General features: G+C 67.7%; 10 protein-coding genes. 1 reads left to right on the top strand and 9 read right to left on the bottom strand.

What is annotated here, in order from left to right:
- Positions 1-15: 15 nt before the first annotated feature.
- From M3M28_RS00875 to M3M28_RS00865, 3 genes are all read right to left on the bottom strand, one after another.
- Positions 16-936, bottom strand: coding sequence for a C-terminal binding protein (locus M3M28_RS00875; protein ID WP_249386978.1), 921 nt, complete (start codon positions 934-936; stop codon positions 16-18).
- A 227-nt stretch (positions 937-1,163) separates the two neighbouring features.
- Complete coding sequence (locus M3M28_RS00870; RefSeq protein WP_249386977.1) at positions 1,164-2,963, bottom strand: helix-turn-helix domain-containing protein; 1,800 nt, start codon at positions 2,961-2,963, stop codon at positions 1,164-1,166.
- Positions 2,964-3,139: 176 nt separating this feature from the next.
- The gene (locus tag M3M28_RS00865; protein WP_249386976.1) at positions 3,140-4,597 is read right to left on the bottom strand and encodes a phytoene desaturase family protein; all 1,458 of its coding nucleotides are present in this window, start codon (positions 4,595-4,597) and stop codon (positions 3,140-3,142) included.
- Between the two features lie 98 nt (positions 4,598-4,695).
- On the opposite strand from M3M28_RS00865, the gene M3M28_RS00860 reads away from it, so the two are divergent.
- Positions 4,696-6,198 (top strand): RNB domain-containing ribonuclease, encoded by a 1,503-nt coding sequence (locus M3M28_RS00860; RefSeq protein WP_249386975.1) that lies wholly within the window; start codon positions 4,696-4,698, stop codon positions 6,196-6,198.
- A 115-nt stretch (positions 6,199-6,313) separates the two neighbouring features.
- On the opposite strand, the gene M3M28_RS00855 is transcribed toward M3M28_RS00860, so the two are convergent.
- From M3M28_RS00855 to M3M28_RS00830, 6 genes are all read right to left on the bottom strand, one after another.
- Complete coding sequence (locus M3M28_RS00855) at positions 6,314-7,252, bottom strand: class C sortase (RefSeq protein WP_283255710.1); 939 nt, start codon at positions 7,250-7,252, stop codon at positions 6,314-6,316.
- Positions 7,253-7,339: 87 nt separating this feature from the next.
- Positions 7,340-8,839, bottom strand: a complete 1,500-nt coding sequence (locus M3M28_RS00850) for a SpaH/EbpB family LPXTG-anchored major pilin (RefSeq protein WP_249386974.1) — start codon at positions 8,837-8,839, stop codon at positions 7,340-7,342.
- A gap of 95 nt (positions 8,840-8,934) precedes the next feature.
- Positions 8,935-11,553 (bottom strand): prealbumin-like fold domain-containing protein, encoded by a 2,619-nt coding sequence (locus M3M28_RS00845; protein WP_249386973.1) that lies wholly within the window; start codon positions 11,551-11,553, stop codon positions 8,935-8,937.
- A gap of 396 nt (positions 11,554-11,949) precedes the next feature.
- Positions 11,950-14,562, bottom strand: coding sequence for a helix-turn-helix transcriptional regulator (locus M3M28_RS00840; RefSeq protein ID WP_249386972.1), 2,613 nt, complete (start codon positions 14,560-14,562; stop codon positions 11,950-11,952).
- 370 nt (positions 14,563-14,932) lie between these two features.
- Complete coding sequence (locus tag M3M28_RS00835; protein WP_249386971.1) at positions 14,933-17,443, bottom strand: helix-turn-helix transcriptional regulator; 2,511 nt, start codon at positions 17,441-17,443, stop codon at positions 14,933-14,935.
- Between the two features lie 124 nt (positions 17,444-17,567).
- Entirely contained in the window at positions 17,568-19,994 is a 2,427-nt protein-coding gene (locus tag M3M28_RS00830) for a helix-turn-helix transcriptional regulator (protein WP_249386970.1), read from the bottom strand.
- Positions 19,995-20,116: the final 122 nt, after the last annotated feature.

The following is a 20,116-nucleotide window of genomic DNA, read 5'->3' as shown; positions in this document are numbered from 1 at the left end:
GTTGTCTTCTCCGAGTTAGTTCACGAGATCGAGCATGGTTTCGCCTGTCAGCACGCGCCGAACACGTTCGACCGCGCCTTCTTGCAGCGCACCGGTCGACCGATTTGAGCGCCAGGCAATGTGCGGCGTCAGGATCGTGTTGGGGGCTTGTCGCAGGGGGTGCTCGACGGCAAGCGGCTCCTGCGCGAACGTGTCGATGCCCGCGCCGGCAATGTGGCCGGAGGTGAGGGCATCCGCCAGAGCGGCCTCGTCGATGAGACCGCCGCGCGAAACGTTGACGATGACTGCACCGGCACGCATTTTCGCGAGCACCTCGGCCGAGATGAGGTTCCAGGTGTCATCCGTCAGCGGCAGGTGGAGCGAAACGACGTCAGAATTCTCGAGCACGTCCTGGAGGCTCGCGAGGGGGTACTCGCTCTCGGTGACGAATGGGTCGTAGCCCCAAACTTTCGCTCCGACTGCGGCATACATGCGTGCGACATGTTGACCAATTCGGCCAAGGCCGACGACGCCGACCTCGAGCTGGGACAGGACTGGCGTGTCGTAGCCGATGATCCCGGCCCAGGCAGTGCCGCGGATCGCGGCTTCTCCGGCGGGGAACCTGCGAGTGAGGGCGAGCCCCATCGAGAATGCGTGCGACGCGACCTCTTCGGATGCGGTGCCCGGGACGATCGAAACGGGGATGCCCGCTTTGGTCGCGGCCTCGACGTCGATGTTGTCGTATCCAATGCCGTATCGAATGACGGCCCGGCACTTCGACAGCTTGGCGAAGTCCTCTGCAGTGAGCTTCGCGTAGGGAGTGATCATGATGATGTCAGCATCGACGATGCGCGCACGGAACTCGTCGGTGTCGGCCGTCGTCAGCAACTCGTAGTTGAACTCGGCCGCGAGCGCGTGCTCACGGTCGAGGTCGGGGAAATGGTGGGGAGCCACCACGATGGTTCCTTGAACTTCTCGCGTCATCTGCCGCCGTCCTCTTACTTGAATCTGTGTTGCGGGCACCCGGTCGCGAACTCGCGGTTGCCGGGTATGTCTCCAATTACAGATCCGTTCAAAGGGGCTGGTTCGTCTCAGTTCGGGACACTGCGGACGCCGGAAAATGGCAACGACCAAGGTCCCGCAGAGCGGGCGACTTGGCCGTTGCCGTGAAGCTCGAGGTAGGGCTAGATATCGAGTCCGCGACTGCGGAAGAAGTCCATGCGACGATAGAGCGTCGATCGACCGATCTGGAGGGTCTCGGCGGCAAGACGCCGGTTACCGTTGGACTCGCGTAGCGCGGCGCGCAACTCAGCGAGCTCTGCCTCTTCGAGCCGAGACAAGCGCCCCGTCGAGCGCACGGTCTGGAATCCCTGCGGCAGGTCGTCTCGTGTCGCCTCCGCGCCGCGTGCCTGGGCCACGGTGTTCAAGACAATCGACCGCAGCTGGTCGATGTTCCGCGGCCAATCGGCGTTCGTGAGTTCGGCAAGCACATGCTTCGAAAGCACCTTGTCGCCGACCTCTCGGGCAATTGCCGATGCGATCACCGTGATGTCCTCGCGTCGGTTCCGCAGCGGCACGGTCGAGATCTCGAGCGACGACACCGTCTCAGCGATGCGCTGCGTCGCGTCGGTGTGTCGCACCGCGGTCAAGTGAAGTACGGGGGCGCCCAAACCGGAAAGTTCGCGGCAGACCACGTGGACCTCGAGTTGCGTGAGTTCATCGGCGTTCGTGATGAGCAGGACGTCTGGGCGCTGCTGCGTCGCATTGAGGAACCGCTCGCGGAAGTTGGGCAGACCCGGAGCGCCTCGGCGGGCATCGATCTCGATGGTCGACCCTGTCAACCGCGCGATCGCGTTGGCAAGGCGCCGTTTTCCGGTGCCCGTCTCGCCCACGATGGCGGCCGCCCGACGTTCCGTCACCACGGTGGTTGCCAGCGAGAGCATCCGGTCGAACTCTGGCCCGACACCATCGAGCATCAGCTTGAGCGCTTCGCTGGTCTTGTCACAGGTGGGAGTTGTGTGCATCACTTCGGCTGCGCCCAGTGCCACCGACTTGCGTGGCTTCACGGGGCGGGTCACGACGATCGCGCCAAACGTTCCCCCGGGCAGCGGCACCGCCGTCACGTCGAGTTGCACGGCCCCGATGCCGTCGAGTTCGGCATACGGCTGTGCGGATCTGCCCGAGGCCATCGTCGCCTTGGCGTACCCGGAAACGGTCGCGAGGTCGTGGTCCTCAAGCAAGTCGAGCGCCGTGTTGTTCATGAGCGAGTTCTTGCCGTCCATCGCTACAACCGCCACGTCACGCCTCCGGCGGGACACCTTGAGATACTCGCGCAGCAGTATCTGTTCCTTCACGGAAGTCCGTGAGGCGATCTCCTGCTCGATCCGAGAAGCGACGCCCTGCAGCATCAGCAACGTCGAGGCCGGGTCGATCTCGGGCACGTTGGTCTGCGGGAAAGTGAGCCCAATCACGCCACGAACCCGATTATGAAACGGGTCGCGGATCAGCGTCGCGAAGCACCAGTTGTTGCGCATGTCGGCGCGGAAATGTTCTTCGGGCGCGAGCCAGACGCCTCGCCCTTCTTCCAGTGCGAGCCCTTCTGCGGTGCTGCCGCAGCTCTCCTCGAGGAGCGAGTAGCCTTCCGGAAATTGATCCGTGCTCCGCAGAAAATCGGGCCGCAGCAATGCACCGTTCGGGGCGGTGAGGTCGACATAGCCCCCGAGGTCGGCGGCGAACTCATCGAGCTGACGAAGCGGATCACTCGCGGCAAGCAGCGTGTACTCGTCGACCCGACCCGACATCATCACCGCATGTTCATTGAATGCATCGACTCCCGCGGCTCGACTCCGATACCAGGAACGCGCCACCACGGGCCGAATCCCCTCCGGCTTGGTGTTCGGGCTGTTGAGAAACCGAACCAGGTGGTCGTCGTGACCACGCGCGGAAAGTCCCCGATGAGCGGTGAATACGTTGCTGGCAGTCAAGATGAGGACCTCTCTGTCTCTGTCAACACGACGTCGTGTGATTTGGGGAAAAATTAGCACGCAGCAGAGGCCTCGCGAACTCTCGGATTGTCCAAGTTCGCCACCGATTACTCTCGGTTTCCAGAATTTCCAGCAAGTATGACGCCACCCCTGCCAGCCGCGGCCGCTCGCGCGAGCTACTCCAGCGACACGCTTTGTGGGTCGATCCTAAACGAATGCTTCAGCGCCGAGCGCGCCGCGTACCAACCACCGAGACCGTGCACCCCCGGTCCGGGCGATGCCGCCGACGACGCGAGGTAGATGCCTTCCCCCGGCGTGCGCCATGGCTCTGGCGAGAGCACTGGGCGCGCCAACAGCTGCCCGAGTTGCACCGCGCCCGAGCTGATGTCGCCGCCGACGTAGTTCGCGTTGTACTCGCCGAGTTCCGCCGCCGGCGTGCATTTCACCCCGATGACCCGCTCGCGCACCCCGGGCGCGAAGCGCTCGAGCTGCGCGAGCACGCGCTCGGTCACGTCGACCGTCGAGCCCCGTGGCACGTGCGTGTAGCTCCAGACGGCGTTGAATTCGGCGGGGTTGCGGCCCGGGTCAAACTCGGTCGGCTGCGCCAGCAGCACATACGGATGCTCCGGGTGCCGGCCGCGCGCGACCATCCCCTCAGCTTCCGCGACCTCGGCTCGGGTGCCGCCGAGGTGCACGGTCGGGGTCTGCGCGATGCGCGCATCCGCCCAGGGAATCGGGCCGTCGAGCACGAGGTCGACCTTCGCCGCGGCGTTGCCGAAGCGAAACCGGTCGAGCGTGCGCAGGTAGCCGCCCGGTAGCTTCGAGTGAGCGATCTCGGTGAGCGCGCGGGCCGAGGTGTCGAAGACGTGTACGTCGTAGTCGCCGAGCTCGGCGATGTCGCGGATGCGCCTGCCGGTCTCGATCTGCCCGCCGTGCGCGAGCAGATCGTCGGCGAGGGCCCGCGAGATCGCAGCCGAGCCGCCGACCGGCACGGGCCAGCCCCCGACATGCCCCGCGACCGCAAGCACGAGGCCGATCGCCGAGGTACCGAGCGCGGGCATCCGACCGATCGAGTGCGCCGCGACGCCCGAGATGAGCGCGGGTGCGGCCTCGTCGCTGAAGCCGAGGTTCCAGAGCGGCGAGCCCTGTCGCACCGCCGCGAGCCCCGTGAGCACCGTCGCGATCGGGTCGCGCGGCACCCGCACCATGCTGCCGCCGAGGGCGAAGTCGAAGACGCCGCCCGCGCGGTCGACGAGCGGGCGCATGAGCCGGCCGTACGCCGCGCCGTCGACGCCGAGTTCGGCGACGGTGCGGTCGAGATCGCGATACGCGATCGCCGCCTCGCGCCCCTCGAGCGGATGCGCGTACGACGCCTCGGGTACGACGAACTCGACCTTCTCGGCGAGCCGGAACTCGCGGAAGAACGCCGATGCGAATGCCATCGGGTGGATCGCCGAGCAGGTATCGTGCACGACCCCGGGCATGACCGACTCGGCGGTGCGCGTGCCACCGCCGATCGTGTCGGCCGCATCAAACACGGTGACGGAGATGCCCGCCCGCGCGAGCGTCACGGCCGCCGCGAGCCCGTTCGGGCCCGAGCCGATTACCGCCGCGGTGCGCGCTGCACGAGTCATAATGCTTCGATCGTAGCCAGTTGCCGCCGGTGCACTTGCAGCGCCGTCGCGCAGCCACCTGACAGGCAGACGGACTCGGGCCGAGTAGCCTCGGCAGCATGAGTGAGCGCAGCGCGGCATCCTCCGAACCCAGCACGACCGAGGGGCCGAGCAACATGGCCGAGCTCGACTTCAGCCCGGTGCGCGAGAAGTACGAGCTGCGCGAGGAGTTCTCGGCCGAGCTCGAGCAGGCGGCGGCCGAGGCGAGCGACCGTTTCGCCGAGGGCCGCGTCGACGCCCGCGACCTTGCGCTCGTCACCATCGACCCACCCGGCTCGAAGGACCTCGACCAGGCCGTGCGCATCCAGCAGGGCACCGAGGCGGGCCACGCTGGCTACACCCTCTTCTATGCAATCGCCGACGTCGGCGCGTTCGTCGCACCCGGCAGCCCGCTCGACGTCGAATCGCGCCAGCGCGGCGAGACCAAGTACCTGCCCGACGGCAACGTGCCGCTGTACCCGCGCATCCTCACCGAGCAGACCGCGAGCCTCGTCAAGGGCGAGGACCGCCCGGCCGTGCTCTGGCAGATCGAGACGAACAACCAGGGCGACCTCACGCGCGCCCGGGTGCGACGCGCGACGGTGCACGTGCGCGAACGCCTCGACTACCCGACGCTGCAGGCGCACTACGATCACGGCATACTGCTGCCCGAGCCGATCGAGCTGCTGTCCGAATTCGGCGGGGTGCGTGAGGAGCGCGCCCGCGAGCGCGGCGCCATCGAGCTGCAGCTGCCCGAGCAGGATCTCGTGCACGTCGACGGCAGCTGGCAGCTGCGCCTCGAGCCGCGCACCCAGATGGATGCGTGGAACGCGCACTGCTCGCTCGCGACCGGCATCGCCGCGGCGCGCATCATGCTCGCCAGCGGCACGGGACTGCTGCGCACGCTGCCCGCGCCTGACGAGTCGACGGTGCGGCAGTTCCGCCAGGCCGCCCGCGCTCTCGGCGTCGACGCCCGCGACGAGCAATCCCCCGGCGAGATCCTCGCGAGCCTCAAGCCCGACGACCCGAAGACGCTCGCCCTCAACTCGGCGGCGACGAAGCTGCTGCGCGGCTCGGGCCACCTCGCGTTCTCGCCCGACAACCCGCCCGAGAACAACGGCGCGACCTGGCACGCCGGCGTCGCGAGCCAGTACGCGCACGCGACCGCGCCCATCCGCCGCCTCGGCGACCGCTTCGTGAGCGAGGTGGCCCTCGCCTTCGGCGGCGAGTGGGTCGCGCTCGACGGCAGCGCGCAGGTGACGGGCGAGGTGCCCGCCGAGATTGCGGATGCGCTGCCCGAGTTGCCCGGCCTGCTGCAGAACTCGGGCCGGGTCGCAGCCTCGGTCGAGAACGAGTGCATCAACCTCGCCGAGGCGGTCGCGCTGCAGGATGCGGTGGGCCAGGAGTTCGACGCCGGTCTGCTTCGCGCGGGCGACGGCGATCACCACGCCGAAGTCTTCGTCTACGAGCCGCCGGTCATCGCGCAGTGCCGCGGCGACGTTCCCGCCGGCGAGCACGTGCGGGTGCGGCTCGTCGAGGCGAACACCGCGACCCGCAAGGTGCGCTTCGAATACCCGGCCTAGGAGCGCGTTGCGACCCAGCCATAGGTGTTGCGTTGAGCCCCAAAAACCCGTGAAAACGCGGCCTGAATGGGGCCAAACGCAACACCCATGGATTGGGATGCGAGGGATAGGCGTGTCAGGACTCTGGGGAGAGCGCGGCTTTCGCCGCCTTGCGGGCCGCGACCCGCGCATCCGCAATGCCGAGGCGCCAGAGCAGCACTCCCGCGGCCACGATTCCGCCGCCGTACATCACGGCCCACCAGGGGAATCCCGGCACGGTCGGGTCGGCGCCGGCGGCGTTGAGGTCGGCGATCGGCGTCGGGGTGACGCGCTCGGCGGTGACGAGGATGCGGTGCGTGTTGATACCGAGCGGGGTGCACGTGACGAGCGTGACGAGGTCGTTGTCGGCCACCGAGCGCAGCGAGTCGGTGTCTTCGGGCGCGACGACCTTGGTCTCGATGACCTCGTAGGTGAGCACCTCGCCCATGACCTCGATGGTGAAGCGGTCGCCGATGCCGACCTGGTCGAGGTTCGAGAACATTGTCGCGTTGGCGAGGCCGCGGTGCGCGGTGATCACCGAGTGCGTGCCGATGCCGCCGACTGGCAGGCTGGAGCCCTCGAGGTGGCCAGCGCCCTCCATGAGCGTGTCGTCGCTCGTGCCGTGATAGATCGGCAGGTCGAGGTCGATCGACGGAATCTTGATGCGCGCCATGAGACCCGAGTCGTCGGCCGTGAGCATGTCCTCGTAGGCGAGGTTGCCACTGCCCGTGCCGGTGCCGGTCGGCACGTTCGCGCCGGCCTCGAGGTCGACGCCCGCGGTGAGCGCGTCGTTGTACGCATGGGCGAGCGCGAGCTGATCTTCGGCGCTCGGGTCGGCGTGCTGCAGCTTCGACTCGTAGTCGCGAATGAGCGTCGACTGGTTGTACGACGACAGCCACTGGGCCGCGTACGGGTAGACGAGCACGCTGAGGCCGATCACCGCGATGAGCACAATCGCGATCGACAGCACACCCGGGCGCCAGCGAGGCGTGCGGGCCTCGGTGTCGGCGGGCTGCGCGGCAGCGGTGGTGGTCACGCGGTGATCCTTCTCGAGTAAAGGGGTGTGCCCCGCGGGTCGACGTACAGGGGGCGTGTCGACCCGCGGGGCAGCTTCGGGGTTAGCCTACTTCGCGGCGTTCGCGCGGCGGCGAGCCATCACGAGGCCGAGGGCGATCGCGAGCAGCGCGGCGCCACCGATGGCCATGAGCAGCTGGCCCTGGGCACCGGTCATCGGCAGCGAGGGAACCTCAGGCTGCGAGTTCTCGATCTGCGCGTCCCACTCGGCGTCGGCGGTGGTGCCGGCAACGACGGTCACGGGGAAGAGCGCGTTGTCGCCCTCGGGCAGCACGTACCCGGCGGGGGCAGCGGTCTCCTTGAGCACGTAGCAACGGGTGTCGCTGAGGCTGCCGGTGTTCGTATCGCTCACGAAGAGGCCGTCGATGCCCTCGACGAGGCCGTTCTCGTTCGAGGTGAACGAGGTGGCGCCGTTGATCGAGATCGCGTCGCCGGTCGGGGTCGCGGCCGAGCAGTCAGCGGCGTACGCGTCGGCGGCGGCGTAGACCTCGAAGGTCGCGCCCTGCAGCGCGGTGGCGGGGGTCACGTCGTTGATCTTCTGAATGCGCAGGTTGCCCCACTTGGTCACAACCTCGTTCGAGTCGACGCCATCGGTCTGCTCGGGGTCGTTCACGAACACGGTCGCGTCGTTGACGATCTCGCCGTCGCCCACCGAGGTCACGGTGCCCTGGAAGGTGGTGACGATGTTCTGGCCCTCGAAGTCAGCGGCGAGGCGCTCGAGACCGGCGGCGGTGAAGACGACCTGCACGGTGCTGCCGTTGACGACAACGTTGTAGTCGGTGCCGTCGACGAAGGTGACAGTGCCGTCGGCGTTGGTCACCGAGGGCACGGCAAGCGAGCCGAGGCGGGCGTCGAGCGTGTCGCTCACGACGTACGAGGTGATGCTGCCGTTCGTGGCAACGGTCGGCACCTTGGTGGTGACCGGGAAGTTCACGGTGGAGCCGAGGCCGAGGCCGCTCGGTGCTTCGACGTCCTTCGTGATGTCGGTGACACCGTTCTTCGGGTACGCGTGCACGTTGTAGAGCCAGCCGCCGTCGTAGGGCAGCGGCAGGGTCACGATGAACGGCGTCGCGTGGTCGACGACGCTCGAGGGCGCGTCGGTCTCGGTCACGACGTAGGCGCCGAGCTCGAGGCCGGCGATCGTGGCGACGCCGCCGTTCGAGGTGATCACCTCGCCGGCAGGGGTGAGCGTGTAGCCGGTGACGGTGCCGTCGGTGTTCGCGGTGAGGCCGTCGAGCGCGGCCCAGTCGGCCTGGTCGGCGAGGTCGATCTCGTTGATCTTCGAGATGGTGAAGGTCACGCCGTCAACGCCCGCGCCGAACGACGAGGTGTCGCCCGAAGCATCCGGAGCCACCGCGTTCTCGTCGTTCGTGCTCTGGTGCTCGTGCTTGTGGATCGTGAGCGAGCCAGTGCGGTCGAAGTCGATGTTGCCGTAGTCAACAGTCTCGGCAGCCTGGGCAGCGGATGCGCCCAGGAACGATGCCGCGCCGACCGCGAGCGCCGCGACGACCGAAGCCACCTTGCGCGAGCGGGAGTGATTCTTGATCATTCCGATTCCTTTCTTGATCTGCGAGGCACCGCAGAGGTGTGTTTTCGGGCGCAGTTGGCACGCCCAAGTCGTGGGTGAGGTGGAGGAGTTGGGGTCTAGGAGGTCGCTCGGCGGCGCAGGGCGCGGATGCCGAAGACGAGGCCGACAATGAGGAGGAGTCCGCCGCCGCCGAAGAGGAAGGCGTCCTGGCCGAGCCCACCGGTGAGCGGAATCTCGAGCCCGTCGCGCGGGTCGTTCGTGATGGCGCCGAGGTCGTAATCGAGCTGCTGGCCGTCACCGTTGCCGATCACGATCGTGTGCTCGGTCTCGTCGAGCAGGTACCCGGCGGGTGCCGCCGATTCGACGAGGGTGTACGTGCCCCACGAGAGCGACTGCAGCGAGAACCGTCCGGGCGCCGGGTCGCGATCGGGGCCGGTGCACTCCGACGCGTCGTCCGCGTCGCAGTCGGTGATCGTCGTGACGGTGCCGTCGGGGCCGGTGAGGGTCCACTCCGAGCCGCCGAGCTCGTTGTCGTTGCCGTCGACCTTGGTCCAGACGACCGAGCCGGGCTTGTCGGTGTTCACGAGCGTGCAGGTGACGGCCTTGTTCTCGGGCACCGTCACGTTGCCATCGGTGATGGTCGTGCTGGTGCCGTCGACCTCGCAGGTCATCGACTTGAGTTCATAGCCGGATGCGCTGGCGTCGCCGCCGCGGAACAGCTCGGTGATCGCGTAGGTGCCGGCCGCGACTTCCTTCGTCTCGCCGCTCGTGTAGTTGAGCGTCGCGCCCGAGGTGGGGGCCGCGGTGAAGGTCCAGTCGTTCTCGACCGCGGGGGCGCCGTACTGCAGCTCGAAGGCCTTGATGATCGTCAGCTCGGTCGGTTGCTCCTTGTTCACGAAGCCGCACTCCACCGAGTCGCCGGCCTTGACGCCGGGAACCGTGCCGGACTCGGCGTCGAAGACGATCGGCTGCGACTTCGAGCCGTCGAGGCTCGTAATCACACACTGGCCGCTGACGAACACGTAGCCGTCCTGCTGCGTCTCGGTGACCGTGACCGTCGACGTCGCCGTGGTCGAGCCGAGGCGAAGCTTCCAGTTGCTTGCGCCGCTCGAGTTCGTGGTCTGGGTCGTCGCCGAGGGGGTGAGCGTGCCGGTCGTCGGGTTGACGGTCATGGCCCAGCCCGAGGCGAGCGCATCGTTCTCACCGTGCGAGTCCTGCACCGTCTTCGTCACCTTGATCGCGGCGACGAGCGGCTTGTTCGTGATCGTGCAGACCACGGCGGCGCCGCCGCGGTTCGGAATCTTCACGGTGCCCTGCGAGGCATTGCCGGATGCGAGGGTCGCGCCGGTCTCGTCAACGCACTGGTAGCTGCTGGTGTAGTCCGCGAGCGTGGACGTCGAGCCCGAGGCCATCGACTCCGAGATCGCAACCACCTGGCCGGTCTGCACGGGGAACGGGCCGACCTGAACACCCTGGATGCCCGTGGCCGAGCCGCTCGTCGTGCCGGTCGAGATGACCGAGCCGGTCTGACTCGAGTCACGCAGGGTCAGGTTGAACTGGTCGCTCGAGTCGGAGCGGCCGGCGACGTCTTTCAGCAGCGTGACGGTGGCGGGCGAGGCGCAGCTCGCGAGGTCGGTGCTCGAATTGCTCGAGGGCGCAATCGTCAGGGTGCTAGTGTTCGGGATCTTCACACCCGTGGACGGGTTGTACTTTGACGCGGTCGTGCCGTCGCCGAGCATTACCGTGCCGTCCGGCAGGAAGGCGATTCCGTTCACACCACTCGGGGCGTTGGAGATGGTGTGGATAGTTCCAGTTGCCGCGGGAATCGCGTTCTGTGCGGGAGGATTGGCGATGGCAGCGGCGAGCTGGCTCGCGCTGATCGACGCGATCGACATGCGGATGTTATTGCCATTCTTTTGGCTCGCACGCACCGCAAACAGGGTGCCCGTGGAGTCAAAGGCGAAGTCACCGTTGTACCCGGAGTAATTGCCGCCCCAGGTGTCTCCAACGTTGGCGCGGCCAATGTAGGTGTGCTGGTTGCTTGCGGGGTTATAGACGTAGAGGTTCAGATAAACGGTGCCGCTCTGCGTCGAGTAGGCGCCATACACGTACAGACCCGTGTTCAGATCGACCGCGCCAGCGACGAGGCCGTTCGACCCACCGATCGAGTTGGCGCTCCCGGGGATGGCCTCCCACTGACCGCTTGCTGCGGTCCACCGCAGCATGGTCGAAATGTTCTGGACGTTGTTGCCCGAGCGCTGATAGGCGTACATCGTCTCGCCGTTCGCGCCGATACCGAGGCCGTTGACTTCCGAGCGCCCGGTCCAACTGCCCTCGGTCGATGCCGTGCCCGTTTCAGCGTTGATCTTGCGCACGGTGCCGTCGTTCCGCACCGAATAGAAGTACCCGTCGCCGCACTGCAGCGTTGGCACCGCCATCGGCGAGATGATCGCGTTCGGGGTCACCGCGTTGTACGACTCCGTCGTGGCGTCGGTGCTCGCGGCGTCGTCTTCGGCGCCCGCGGTCTCCGTGGGGGCCGTCGTCGACTCGGTGGCCTCGGTCGACGCATCGGCAGTCTCGCTCGCGGTGGGGGTTGCCGTGGGCTCGTCACCGGTGGCCGCGAAGGCACCGGTGGCGGGCATCCCGACCAGCCCACCGAGCAGCGCCGCGATCAGCGCGACGCGGACACCGCGGGTGGCGGTTCCTCGGCGAATCATGGCGCGACGCTGCTGCATGCGGGAGTCCTTCTTGTCTCGTGGTTGGGTGAACCACTTGACCGCCGGGTGCGAGCGAAGGTGCGCCGCGGCGTCAGGCAAAAGGCCAGGTGATTCCTGCCTTCAAGTTATGGGTTCGTTGCCTTTTGCACAGCCAAATCACAGACAGTTCAACGCCGCTTTTCCCCACTCGCATACCCCCACGATCTCGGCCGCGTACCCCCGCATCCCCCAATGCGTTTTCGTGCGTCCCCCCTCGTTCATCAAGCACGACCGAAGGTCTCGCCCAACACGTGTCGCCAGGCGACGCGACATCCCCCCCCCCACCGAACGCCCTCGCGGGCCGCGATGGCGCGGAAACGCGCAGGTGCGGGTGGCCCGAATCGGGTCACCCGCACCTGCGCCGCAAAAACGTGGCTACTTATCGGCCGCTGTCGACCGAGGGAACGAATCCTGGCCCCCACCACCGCCGGCGGTGCCGTCGTCACCCACCGGCGGCACCGGCGCTGCGCCGCGCTCACCATTGCGGGGCACAGCGCGAATCGGCTTGGTGCCGTGGTCGCTGAAGTCCTCCGGCGCCGCCTCACGCCCCAGTAGCTGGTTACGGTGCGCAATCTCGAGGGCCTCGGCCCTCCCGGCCGCCCCGAGTTTGCGGTAAATGCTCTTGAGTTGTGAACGCACCGTGGCAATCGTCACGTGCCGTTCACTCGCGACCTCGGTGTTCTTGAGCCCCTGATCAAGCAATTCGAGCACCTCGATCTCGCTGCGCGTCAACGCAAAGCTCTCGTACCACTCGACGTGGTGCGCATCGCCGAGCGAGGCGCGCACAACGGCGACGACCCGGCCGTCGAGCTGACCCTCAAGCTCAAGCATCGCTTCGACACTTGCCCGCGGGAGGTAGCGCAACGACCAGCGCAACAGTGCCGACGACTCAAACTCGCGCCACATCGCGTTGAGCCCACGCACCGCCGGAGCTGCGCGCTGGAGGCGAAGTTGGGAGGCCGCATGCAGCACGCGGTTCAGGAGGCTGAAGCGAGGGATGTCGCCGAGTGCTTCGGGCTGAACCCACCCGAGCGAGGACTCGTACTCTCCGTGCCACTGATCCCAGATCGTACGCATCGTGTTCGCGAGGTAATCATCGGCATCACCCACCCGTTCGACCAGTGCCGAGGCCGCCGCGCGATTGCCCTGGTTCAGGTAGACCGTGAGCGCGGCAAACGCGCTCATCGTGCTGGGGTAGGCGTCGTTCCAGACCTCCTCGCTTTTTTCGAGGGCCCGCTGCACGTCACGCTCGCTGAAGCTCTCAGGGGCGGCAAGGCCGCGCACGAGCATGGTGAACGTCTGCAGCGAGCTTTTCGCCGCCGCCGCGATCCGCACAAAGACGGGCGCCTCGAGCACCTCGATGGCCTCGGCATCGCGCCCCTCCTCAACGAGCCGCAGCGCGAGGGTGTGCCCCACGATGCCGTGCCCCGCGGGAAGCGCGTGCTCGCCGAGCTGCCGAAGACCGAGAAAGTCCTCGACCGCGGCGAGCGAATCCTGCCGCTGCGGCTGCGCGCGATCCGAGCTCGTGCCGTACCGCAGCGCCTGCTCGCCGAGGCGCAGTGCCGTCGTCATTTGATCGGCCATGACGGCGACCCACAAGAGGAGGCCGAAGTGACTCGCCGCACGCGACCGAGCCGCCTGTTCCGAACCCTGCAGCGCCTCGCCGAGCGGCCCAGCCGACAACTCGAGCACATAGTCGAGGTAGCGCACCGTGCGGGCGCGCTCGCCGAGAAATAGCGCCGTGTAGGCGAGCATGCTTGCCCGGTCGAGTTCGTCCTGCGGCGTGCGCGCCGTGCGGTCGCGCAAGGCGGCGTGCGCGACGCGGGCCCTCGGCAGCAGCTCGCGGATCGGCGTGCCGTTGGTCCACCGCACCTCGTTCTGCATGATCGACAGCGCCGGTGTCTCGTGCGGGTCAATCAGCGCCTCGACGATGTAGGACGCCTGCACATCGTCGATCACCTGCAAGATCTGCTGGTAATTGCCCGCAACGAGGGCGTCGGCCTCGGTGAACCGGCCGAGCGACATCAGGTAGTGCAGCTCGCCCGTAAGCCGGCCGTGCGCGCGGGCGGTGGCGAGCCCCTGCTCGAACATCGCAGTGCGCTCTTCGTCAGTCAGTTCTTGCAGGCGGGCCTGCCAGACATTCGCCGCCCACATGAGCCGCTCCTCGCCGAGCTCGAAGTCAATCGAGCGGGCGAGAAAGGGCAGATAGCGAAACCGCTGAAACATCTCGGCGAAGTCGGAATCGACGAGATTGGCATCGTCTTGAAAGTGCGTCTGCAGCTGACTCGCCGAGAACGACCGCAGCGAGCGAGCGCCGTGGAGCACCTGCCAGATCTTGCTCGGCCGCATGGCGCCGCCAGCCGAGCGCCGGCCCGAACGCTCGAGCACGAAGACAAGCGGCGAGGTCTCGGCAATGCGCCACGTTGAGCCGTACTGCTGGCCCAGCCGCACCCGCAGCTGTCGCGTCACGAGCATCGGATGCCCGTACGTGCCCTCACCAACGCGGGTCGCGAGGGCCGGCTGCGCCCGACCGGTCGTGAGCTCGACGAGCGCCTCGACCTCCTCTTCAGTGAACGCGAGGTCGCGTTCGCTCAAGGCGATGACGTCGATGTCGTAGAGCTGCTCAAAGGGCGGGGTGTCGACGCTCGTCATGACCACCCGAAGGCGCGGATTCGCCTCGAGTTCCGCAAGGATGCGCGGCCACATGTTGTCATCGACCGCATTGACGAGCGAATCGGCGACGAGCACGAGCTGCTCGGCAGGGTTAACCTCATTGAGATGGCGCCGAAGCTGGGCGCGCGTCACCGTCTCGACCACGCGGGTCTCGGGTTCGTGCTCGGCGAGGTGGGCAACACACTGCTCGAGCCACACCGTGGCTCCCCAACCCGGAAACACCGACACGACGGTGAGCTGCGGCAGTTCGTCCCAGATCGGCGCAAACCTCGTGCGAACGAGGGTGGGGACGGACTTCCAAATAGATGTGGGCAACTGGATCTCACGCTCATTTCGAGATGGGTGTCGCTCTTCACCTGCTCGGGCGCAGGTGTGCCATGTTTGCGCCGCTTCCACGGCGCTGGGGTGTGACCGACTCGGATCGTGCGCGGTCAAGGCACCGCCACGCGACCGTAATCGCGGCCACCGACACGGCATGCTGAGGAGCGACGAACCGCTGAGCTGCCGTATGGATCAGGTCGACGAGGAGCAGGTGCGCTGAACCGTCGGACGCTATTCCGTCATCTCTAGTTATACCCCGGTTGAAACGTATTTAAACAGCGTTTATGAGTGAACATTCAAAGTTTTCACCCTGCGGCGTATCCCCCCTGCATTTTTGTTCACCCCCTGCCCTGTCGGGCGTTGGTTAGCGGTCGGCCGCGGTCTGGCGAGGGTACGCGTCACTCGCCCCACCGCCTCCCTCGTGCGGCAGCAGGCGCAGGCGATGGGATGCGTCGATCGCCTCGTCGCGGTTCGTCACCTCGAGCTTGCGGTAGAGGCTCTTGAGCTGCGATCGCACCGTGTCGATTGACACGTGTCGATGGGTCGCGATCTCGGTGTTCTTGAGGCCGCGGGCGAGCAGCTGCAACACCTCGGCCTCGCTGCGGGTGAGCTGCACCGCCGGCTGCCAGTGCACGTGCCGGGCGTCGCCGCGCGCCTGGTCGAGCGCATCCCGCAACCCCGGCTCGAGCTCGGCGCCGAGCAGCGAGAACTCGTCGACTATGCCTTGCGGCACGTACCGCAGCGCAAAGCGCAGCAGGGGCGGCGCCTCGACCAGGGCCCACGCCTCGCGCAGCTGCTGCGCGGCCTGCTGCGGCTGCCCGGTGCGCAGCGCCGCGGCGGCGAGCAGCACTCGGCCGAGCGCCGCTATGCGGGGCAGCTCGCCGAGCGTTTCGGGCGTGAGCTCGACCGTCACGGCCGCGAAGTCGCCGTTCCACATCGACCAGAGTGAGCGCACGATGCGCGCGAAGACGTCGTGCTGGTCGGCGAGCCGAGCAACAAGCGCGGCGGCCGACTCGCGGTCACCGAGGTTCGCGAAGGCACCGAACGCGGCAAAGGCGAGCATCGTGCTCGGCGCCGCGCTACCCCAGAGGGCGCCCGCGCGCTCGAGCGACTCGTGCACCTCACGCGAGGTCAAGGCGTCGGGCTGCGCGATGCCGCGCACGAACAACACCATGGTGTCCCACGCGACGAGCGCCGCGGTCGCGATCCGCACGGCCATCGGGGCCGCGAGGTAGGCAACGGCCGCAGCATCCTGCCCCTCGTCGATGAGCCGCAGCGGCACCGCGTCCCCGAGCACGCCAGCGCCGAGCGCCTGCGTGCTGCGCGCGCCGATCGAGCGCAGGCCGAAGAAGTCTTCGATGCTCGCGAGGGTGTCTCGCCGCTGCGACTGCTCGCGGTCGGTATCGCTGCCGTAGAGCAGCATGCCGCGGCCCAGCTTCAGCGCAAGCGCGGGCTCGTCATTGAGCATCGCGGCCCACACCAACAGCCCGAGCTGGCACGCAGTCTGTGAACGAATCTCGTGGCTCGCCCGCTGCAGTGCGCGGCCGAGCGGTCCGTCGACGACATCGCGGATGCGCGCGAGGTAACGCCGCGCGCGCACCCGGTCGCCGAGGAACGTGGCGGCGTAGGCGAGCATGGTCGCCCGCGTCATCTGCTCGTGCAGGTCGCTCACCGAGGTCGCGAGCAACGCTGCGTGTGCGCCCTCGAGCAGCTCGCGCACATCACACGGCTTCGCGCCATCGCTGATGCGCACCTCGGCCTGCAAAATCGCGAGCGACGGCGTGCGGCGTGGCACGACAGTGAGGTCGTTCACGAGCGCCGCCGAGGCGGCGTCGAGCACATTCATCATCTGCTGGTAGTTGTCAGCGACGAGCTTGTCAGCGTCGTCGGTGCGCTCGAGGCTGAGCAGATAGAAGAGCTGATCGGCGAGGCGCCCGTGTCGCCGGGCGGTCTCGAGGGCGCGCAGGTTGCTGCTCGTGCGCTGCGCGTCGGTGCTTTCGTGCTGCACCTGCTGCCACACCGAGGGCACCCAGGCGATGCGCTCCTCGCCAAACTCGAAGTCGAGCACACGGGTAAACAACGGCTGGTGGCGAAATTGCTCGAAGGCCTCGGCATGGCTCACCCCGACGCAGTCCGAGCGGCCCTCGAGGTGCAGTTGCAACTGCCGCGCCGAGAACGAACGCAGTTCGCGCGCCACGCGCAGCACGCGCCAGAGGCAGCTCTCGCTCGGCGCCGCGATGTCGGTGTTGCGGCTTGTGAGCGCGAAGGCGTGTACCTCGGGCGGATGCTCGGAGGCGTCCCACAAGCCGTCGAGGGTCTTCGCCAGACGATTGCGCAGTTGCCGCGCGATGATCGCCGGGTGCCCCTTCGAGCCGTCGCCGACGAGTTCGGCGAGGGCTCCGCGCCCGGGGCCGGCAACCAGGTCGACGTAGGCCTCGGTCTCGGCCTTCGTAAACGCGAGTTGCTGCGACGAGAGCCGCAACAGTTCGATGCCCGAGAACGCCTCGAGGTGCGGCGGGTCGATGCTCGTCATGACCACCCGCAGCGTCGGGTCGGCGCGCAGGTGGTCGGCGATCTTGGGCCAGAGCTCGTCGTCAACCGAGTTGACGAGTCCGTCGGCGACGACGATGCGCTGTTCGGCGTCACCACGCTCGCCGAGCAGCCGAGCGAACTGCGTTCGGGTCACCGCCTGCTCGCAGGCGGCCCCGGGCACGTTGGTTTCGACGTACTCGAGGCACTGCTGCAACCAGACCGAGCGCCCCCAGCCGTGAAACGCGGTGAGCAGGGTGAGCTGCGGCAGATCATGCCAAATGGGCGCGAAGCGGCGACGGACGAGCAACCGCTGCTCGCTCCACATTGATTCGGGCGAAACCACCTATTCGACACCCTCTCCCCAAGCGTCGGGAGCCGGGCGCGAGGCCGCGCCGGCTGGAATTGCCCTCATTATCGCCCCGGCCTCCGACATTGAACAGTGTGAAATGTCACGGGGTTACGGCGGCCTACTTGTCGGCGGCGACCTTCCTCGCGAACACATCAGAACCGGTCCCACCGGCGGGCGAAATCAGGCCGTGTGCCCGGGCCTCGGCGAGGGCTCCCGTGCGGTCGCTCACCCCGAGCTTGCGGTAAATGCTCTTGAGCTGCGTGCGCACCGTGCCGAAGGTGACGTGCCGGGACTCGGCGATCTCCTGGTTCTTGAGGCCATGGCTCAGCAGGCGCACGACCTCGATCTCGCTGCGAGAAAGGGCCGAGACCGTCTTCCACGAGATATTCCGCTTGTCGACCGCCGACTCCTCGAGCACGCGAGCCAGCCCCGAGGGCAGGTCATCGCGCATTCCGAACAATTCGTCGAAGACGTCCTGCGGAATGAAGCGCAGCGCGAAGCGGAACAGGCGCGGCGCCTCGAACTCACCCCAGGCGCTGCAGAGCTCCTGCACGCAGCCCTGCGCATCCTCGAGTCGCAGCTGTGAGACCGCGACGAGCACGCGCTGCAGCACCGCGAAGCGCGGCAGGCCCTCGAAGCCGGCGTGGCTCGCCTCGCCGAGCGACTCGACGAAGTTGCCGTTCCACTGGGCCCAGAGCATCCGCGTCAGGCGGGCGAAGGGGTCGCGCGACTTCGCGATGCGCGCGACGATCTCGGCGCCCTCGTCCTGGCGGTTGCGCGACGCGGCGGCGAGCAGCACGGCGAACGAGAGGTAGGTACTCGGCACGCCCGTGCGCCAGAGCTCGGCGCTGCGCTCGATCGGCTGCAGCACATCCCGCACCGAGAGCTCGGCCGGCGCGGCGAGCGCGCGCACGAGCAGAATGTGCGCGTCGATCGCCGAGCGCGAGGCGGTGCGGATGCGCAGGGCCTGGAGGGTCTGGAGGAAGTCGATCGCGGCGGCATCGTCGCCCTCTTCGATAAACCGCACCGACACCGAGGCACCGTACATGCCGTCCTGGTGCGGGCTGACGCTGCCCGCGAGCGAACGCATCCCAACCGCATCCTCGAGGTTCACGACGTCGCGCGTGCGGCCGACGTGCCCCATGTCGCCCGGATTGCTCAGGCGCACGGCCTCGCGCGCGATGCGGAGCGCGCGGGCGAGGTGGTCGACCTGCATCGCGACCTTGACGAGCAGGGTGTGATGCTCGGCCAGCCGCGAGCGCGTGCGTGTCGACATCTGGCCGAAGCGGGTGCGCAAGCCGACGCTCAGTTCGGAGGCATACTCGAGGTAGCGCAGCACGCGCGGGCGGTCGCCGACGAAGGCCGAGGTGTGTGCGAGCAGCGCGGTGCGCGCGAATTCGCTCTCGACGTCGGCCGCCGTGACGGCGCGCAGGGCGTTGAGCGCCTGGTCGAGCGGCTCGCGCAGGTCGCGCTCGGCGAGGCCACTGCGGATGCGAATGTCGGCCTGCAACACCGCGAGCGCCGGGTGAATGTTCGCGTGCAGCGTCGCGTCGCCAATGACCGCGGCCGTGACCGCGTCGAGCCCCGCGATGAAGTGCTGGTAGTTGTGCGTGACGATGAGGTTGGCCTCGTCGAAGCGCTCGAGCGCGACGAGGTAATAGGTCTGCGCGACGATGCCGCCCGAGCGCCGGATGGTCGCGAGGCCGGTCTCGAGCTGCTCGCGGCGCACCTCCTCGGGCACCTCGGCGCCGACCTGCTGCCACGCGGCGTGCTGCCAGACGAGCAGCTCGTCGCCGGTGTCGATGTCGTTTTCGACGGTGAAGAAGGGGAAGTTGCGGAAGCGAATGAAGATCTCGTCGAGGTCGATGCCGTCGGCGAGCTCGGTGCCGTCGAGGTGCGTGTGCAGCTGCATGGCCGAGAACGCGCGCAGCTCCTTCACCCGCTGCAGGATCTGCCAGGTCTTGCTGAGCTTCGGCAGCGTCACCCCGACTGGCCGGCGGATGAGGTTGAGGGCGTGCACCTCGGGCGAGCTCTCGGCGATGCCCCAGCCGAGCCGGTCGTGCTGATCGAGGTGAGCACGAAGGCGACGCGAGATGAGTTCGATCATGCCGCGCAGACCGTCGGAGACGGCGATCGTGAGGGCCTCGTGGTTGCTGCCCGTTGTGAGCTCGACGTATTCGCGCACCTCGGCACGGCTGAACGCGAGGTCGCGCTCGGTGAGCACGAGGTAGTCGAGGTGGCCGATGAGATCGGCGCGGGGCACGTCGACGCTCGAGATGACCAGGCGAACCTGCGGGTTCTCGGCGAGCGCCTCGGTGATGACGGGCCAGAGGGCGTCGTCGGCCGCGCTGAGGAGCGCGTCGGCGAGGATCACGCGGTGCTCATCGCCACCCGGCTGGTGCAGAAGTTCGACGAGCTGGGCGCGGGTGTAGGCCCATTCGGTGGCGACGTCGGGCTGTTCCTCGCGAATGTGGGCGTCGCACTGCTGAATCCAGGTCGAGCGCCCCCAGCCGAGCAGGGTCGCCAGCACCGTAAGCTGTGGCAAGGCGTTCCAGATAGGAGCAAAACGTCGACGCACCAGCTTGGTGGGTTCAAGCCATGACCGATTTTCAGGCATTCGCAATTCACGTCCCTGGAGGTGTCAGACCAGCGTTGGTCATCTCCTAC

Origin of the sequence: Gulosibacter sediminis (assembly GCF_023370115.1) — a bacterium.
In the GTDB taxonomy this organism is placed as follows: Bacteria; Actinomycetota; Actinomycetes; order Actinomycetales; family Microbacteriaceae; genus Gulosibacter; species Gulosibacter sediminis_A.
Note: the sequence above shows the minus strand (reverse complement) of the source record. Positions and strands in the feature narration are given on the sequence as shown.